We start from the raw sequence: 4,941 nt of genomic DNA on the forward strand, positions 1-4,941 counted from the left end.
TGGGTTAGGCCAAGATCTCTTAGCGGGTGTCAATATCTTGGGCAGTGCTGCATTTGAGCTATGGCTATTTAGTGAAAGACATCGCCTTAACGGTGCTACCGAAGCCATCCTGCATGAGGCTACCTTAGCCTGTTTAGCAGAAGGGCGCGTAAATGAAGCATTCCAGTGTGCCTCACGGCTGGTCGATCTCAATCCGCTCGATGAGGCTCACCACGTTCTGCTGGTTCAGTGCCTTCGGGCTGCTGGTGACGACGATGGAGCCGTCAAGCATGTGATGCACTGTACTGACCTTTTTCGGCGGGAGTGGGGTACTGAGCCAAGCCCAGTGTTACAGGAGGCTGTTTTCAAACCCATACTCGATCTATCTAAAACGCGACCTTATTCTGTGCAAGCAATGCTTGAGGCGGGGGAAGCGGCGATCGCAGCGGGGGCAATCAGTCAGGGCTTGCAGACCTTACGAGAGGCCGTAGCTCTAGCCCGCCAGGATCAAAATCATCAACTCTTAGCTCGGGTACTGGTGGCGCTGGGTCACGCGCTGGTTCATGTGGGTAGAGGCAGTGACGAGGAAGGTGGGGCGGCACTGCATGAAGCCGTCACTCATGCCATTGAGGTGGGTGATGAGCATACCGCTGCGATCGCCTATCGAGAACTAGCCTTCGCTGACTTGGAGCGTGGGCGTTATCACCGTGCCCTTGACTTATTAGCTGAGGCAACACGCTTAGCTGCAGGAGACGACGCTGAAATGGCCTGGATCGAATGTATCCAAGGGGCCTGCCTGAACGATCAGGGCTGTTACTCTCAAGCCTTCAAAGTTCTGAGTTCCGCTGTGGAACGGGCTGAGCGAACCGAGTCCCCAGAGGCTTTGGTTTTTGCCCGCTGCTGGGTCGGTCGATTGCACCTGTTGCGGGGCGAATGGGCTGAGGCAAAGCCAGTGCTGGAACGGGCATTACAGGAGGCACATGCTTGCTGGATGGCGCTTGCCCCACTTCCTGAGGCTCTTCTGGCTGAGGTACATCTGCTAACGGGTGATCTCGATACGGCCGAGAGCCAGCTAGAACGTGCCTTTGTCATGGGACGACAGCTTGACGATCCTTGCTTAGAAAGCATCGCCATGCGGGGACTGGGGCTGGTCGCTGTAGCCAGGGGGCAATCCAGCCGAGGCTATCAGATGCTGATCGATGCACCGCGAATTTCTCGGCGGCTACCCGATAGCTATCGCTGGATTGAAGCCTATGGGCTTGATGCCCTATGTCGGGTGGCGATCGCCCAGGGGCAGGCGGCAGCACCCCGGTGGATTGCTGACCTCGAATCCCTCGCGGCACGATGCGGCATGAGTGAGCTTGTAGTTCGGGCACTGTTGCATAAAGCTCGGCTCGGTGAGCCAGGTGCGTTCGAGACCGCTCGTGATTTGGCGACTGCGATCGATAACCCCTTGCTCCATGACACCGTCGCTCAGAGGGCGTTTGAAAAGTCGGCGGAGCAGTAAAAAAGCTCACACGGTTTAGGCTGAGATTACTAAAGCTACAGCCCCGTGAGAGCGATGAGTAAAGCCTACACCAGCAATTTAACCTGTGACCAGTTTGAGTTGATTGAGCCCTTGCTGCCGAAGGCGAAACCGGGAGGGCGACCCCGAACGGTCTGTTTGTGGGCGGTGCTCAATGCCATCTTTTACCTGGTGGCTCAAGGGTGTAGTTGGCGGGATTTGCCCGGCGATTTTCCCGCCTGGCAAACGGTGTACACCTATTACCGTACTTGGGTGAAGGATGGCACCTGGGAGGCAATCCACAAGCGTCTGCGGTCGTGGACACGCGCGGTTCATGACCGCATGGAAAGCCCTTCGGAAGTCATTCTAGACAGTCAAAGCGTTCCCACCGCGCCGATGGTGCATCGCTCGGTTGGCTATGACGCCGCTAAAGTGACGAAAGGACGTAAACGGCATCTGGTGGTTGATACCCTCGGTTTGATGATGGCCGTCGTTGTGACGGCAGCGAATGTCCCTGAACGCACTGGCGGTCAACAGGTTCTGCACAAGCTCCATCAGATGGGTGAGTCTGTGGCACGGGTCTATCTGGTCTGGGTTGACGGTGGCTATCGTGGTTCTAACTTTCTGCAATGGGCGATGGATACCTTGGCATGGATTGTTCACGTCGTCTTGCGCCCTCAAGAAGCCAAGGGCTTTGTCTTACTCAAGAAACGGTGGATTGTTGAGCGCACCTTTGGCTGGTGGCGATGGTCACGTCGCTTGGTTCAAGATTATGAACAGCTTCCTGAAAACGCTGAAGCGATGCTCCAAATCGCCATGATCCGCATTATGCTCAGACGCTTGGCATCATGAGCTACACTCCTACCCCTTTTCAAACAACCTCTAACTAACATGTCTGATGCTACGACAGGAAGAGCGCGATCGCCATCAGGTCCCTAGCGATTTCGATAGGTTTAGTACGGTAGTCTTCGAAAAAGCCACCTTTTTCGTACTATCTATCCTGTTCATCAGGCTAGACTCTGAGCTTGTGTAACTTAAGATACAAAATAAACCTTGGGTTAGCTTCTAATCTACACGCTAGGGTTAAGCCTAAGAATATTCAAACGTAATCAGGAATTTCAACGTCCATCTCACAAAGTGACTCTGCACAGTAAACTTGATTTTTTCTACCACGGGCATGACTTGTGAACTGGATTTTCCGGCAGCGTTACGTGTAGCCATTACGTGGTCTATCCTCAGGGGGAAGCTGGTTCGATGATCTATATTGTCTGCCCTTCGCGGCTATAGCGGGGAGATGTGGGCAATCGGTCTATCGTCAGTTACCCGTGAGGTCTGAAGCATCTTAGCTTATCCAATTCAATAATAGGGAAGAACTCATGCCAGAAGTAACGAAGCCTGCACACCAAACCGGTGATTTTCTTGTTGACTATGAAGAGAAAGTCTTTCCTGATGTGAAGGCGGAACCCGGTGAAAAAGCGTTAGTTACCTTTCATACGGTGGCGTTTGAGGGATCGATTGGCTTAGTTAATTTGCTACAAGCCACCCGCTTACTTCGGAAGGGGTTTGAAACGTCTGTGTTGCTCTATGGGCCAGGGGTAACGTTGGGTGTACAGCGCGGGTTTCCAAAGCTAGGCGACGAAGCTTTTCCTGGACATATGGCCATGAATAATCAGATCGTTAAGTTTATGGATGAGGGTGGTAAAGTTTATGCTTGCCGCTTTGCACTGCAGGCGCTCTATGGTCATGGGGAACCGTCTTTGATTCCTGGCATTACGCCGATCAATCCCCTAGACGTGTTAGATATTGTACTCTTGCACCGCAAAGAGGGAGCATTCATCCTGGATACTTGGACGATGTAGACATTGCTTCGGCGATCGCACCGGGGTTGAGAAGCATCCTGTGGCGATCGCTGAAAACTCTGATTATAGGTTTGTTTAAGCCATGTGCTTTAACGTTGATTACCTGTTGACTATCGGTTCATTAACCTTGACCGGCTCATTGGCCGGAGTGAAAAGAGATAACGGTTTTAACTCTTGACTTGTTATCACAGTCCATGCCCAACCGCCAAACGTGACTATGATTGACTACTCGCGCACTGTTCGTGCTGCTGCTGCTCAGATTTCCCCTGTGCTTTTTAGCCGAGAAGGAACCGTCGAGAAAGTGTTGGCAGCGATCGCTGAGGCGGCCCAACAGGGAGTCCAGTTGATTGTTTTTCCAGAAACACTGGTTCCCTACTATCCTTACTTCTCATTTATTCAGCCGCCTGTTTTGATGGGTAAAGCGCACATGCAGCTATACGAGGAAGCGGTGGTCGTTCCTAGCCCCACAACGGTTGCGGTAGGGCAAGCGGCTAAGCGCTACGGCATGGTCGTTGTATTGGGCATCAATGAGCGGGATGGCGGATCGCTCTATAATACCCAACTGGTGTTTGATGCCGATGGCACCCTGGCACTGAAGCGCCGAAAAATTACGCCAACCTACCACGAGCGGATGGTTTGGGGGCGGGGTCATGGGGATGGATTGCAGGTCGTAGACACTGCAGTTGGGCGCTTGGGGGCGTTGGCCTGTTGGGAGCATTACAATCCGCTAGCGCGCTATGCCCTCATGGCTCAGCATGAACAAATTCATTGTTCTCAGTTTCCGGGTTCCCTGGTAGGCGACATTTTCAAGGAACAGATTGAGGTTACCATCCGCCATCATGCATTGGAAGCAGGATGCTTTGTGGTGAATTCAACGAGTTGGCTCTCATCGGAGCAGATTCAACAGGTGACCACCGATGCGGGATTGCAGCGGGCGATTCAGGGCGGTTGCAATACGGCCATCATTGGCCCAGAAGGCAATCATTTGGCTCCTGCCATTACTGAGGGAGAAGGGTTGGTGATTGCTGATTTAGACTTTTCACTGCTCATCAAGCGCAAACGCATGATGGATTCTGTAGGGCACTATTCCCGACCGGAGTTGCTGCACCTGTACGTTGACCGGCGATCGCAGCCGACGATGGTTGACCATCCGTTCCCCATGCCCACCACTGAAGCCGATGCGGGACTGATGAATGGGGCCGATGCACTGCCGAGGCCCAACGGTTCACCTGTTTCGCCGACTCCCCCGCCGATTGCCAATTTGTAAGCATCGGTCTTGATTTTTCTGACTTAATTGCAGATTGGGGCGATCGCTCGATAGTTACTCTTTTTGCTAACCCTGACGACTGAGCCATCAACCGATATGGATAAACAACAGTTAATTGTGGAATTGCAATCGAAGGGGTTGCAGCTTGCCGAACAAACCTCCGGGGCGGCGGGGCGCAAAGGCGGTGCCGGCCCGTCGGATCATAAGGCGATTGTGGTGGATGGCACGACGGTCATGGTGCCGGTCTATACGGGCACGGCAGCGGTTTCACCGTATCGCCTTAGCTCGGCAGTCAATAGTTCCCCCGTGGTGCCCAGCGAGGAGGTGCAGCC

At 53.4% G+C, this 4,941-nt stretch carries 5 protein-coding genes; all 5 read left to right on the forward strand.

Features of this window, described 5'->3' with window-relative positions; translation table 11 throughout:
- Positions 1–1,486 (forward strand): BTAD domain-containing putative transcriptional regulator (locus tag V6D20_19480; GenBank protein ID HEY9817965.1); only part of this gene is annotated, 1,486 nt, incomplete at its 5' end.
- Between the two features lie 54 nt (positions 1,487–1,540).
- Complete coding sequence (locus V6D20_19485; GenBank protein ID HEY9817966.1) at positions 1,541–2,335, forward strand: IS5 family transposase; 795 nt, start codon at positions 1,541–1,543, stop codon at positions 2,333–2,335.
- Between the two features lie 524 nt (positions 2,336–2,859).
- Positions 2,860–3,342 carry an MSMEG_0572/Sll0783 family nitrogen starvation response protein gene (locus tag V6D20_19490; GenBank protein HEY9817967.1) on the forward strand — a complete coding sequence of 161 codons (483 nt, stop codon included), beginning with the start codon at positions 2,860–2,862 and terminating at the stop codon, positions 3,340–3,342.
- A gap of 217 nt (positions 3,343–3,559) precedes the next feature.
- Positions 3,560–4,609, forward strand: coding sequence for a Nit6803 family nitrilase (locus V6D20_19495; protein HEY9817968.1), 1,050 nt, complete (start codon positions 3,560–3,562; stop codon positions 4,607–4,609).
- 96 nt (positions 4,610–4,705) lie between these two features.
- On the forward strand, positions 4,706–4,941 hold a 236-nt coding region (locus V6D20_19500; GenBank protein ID HEY9817969.1), incomplete at its 3' end, for a hypothetical protein.

It is taken from the genome of Candidatus Obscuribacterales bacterium, from assembly GCA_036703605.1.
In the GTDB taxonomy this organism is placed as follows: Bacteria; Cyanobacteriota; Cyanobacteriia; order RECH01; family RECH01; genus RECH01.

Excerpts from the sequence above, each read along its gene's own strand:
- V6D20_19485 (HEY9817966.1), top strand. The coding sequence starts at position 1,541 with ATGAGTAAAGCCTACACCAGCAATTTAACCTGTGACCAGTTTGAGTTG.
- V6D20_19490 (HEY9817967.1), top strand. The coding sequence starts at position 2,860 with ATGCCAGAAGTAACGAAGCCTGCACACCAAACCGGTGATTTTCTTGTT.
- V6D20_19495 (HEY9817968.1), top strand. The coding sequence starts at position 3,560 with ATGATTGACTACTCGCGCACTGTTCGTGCTGCTGCTGCTCAGATTTCC.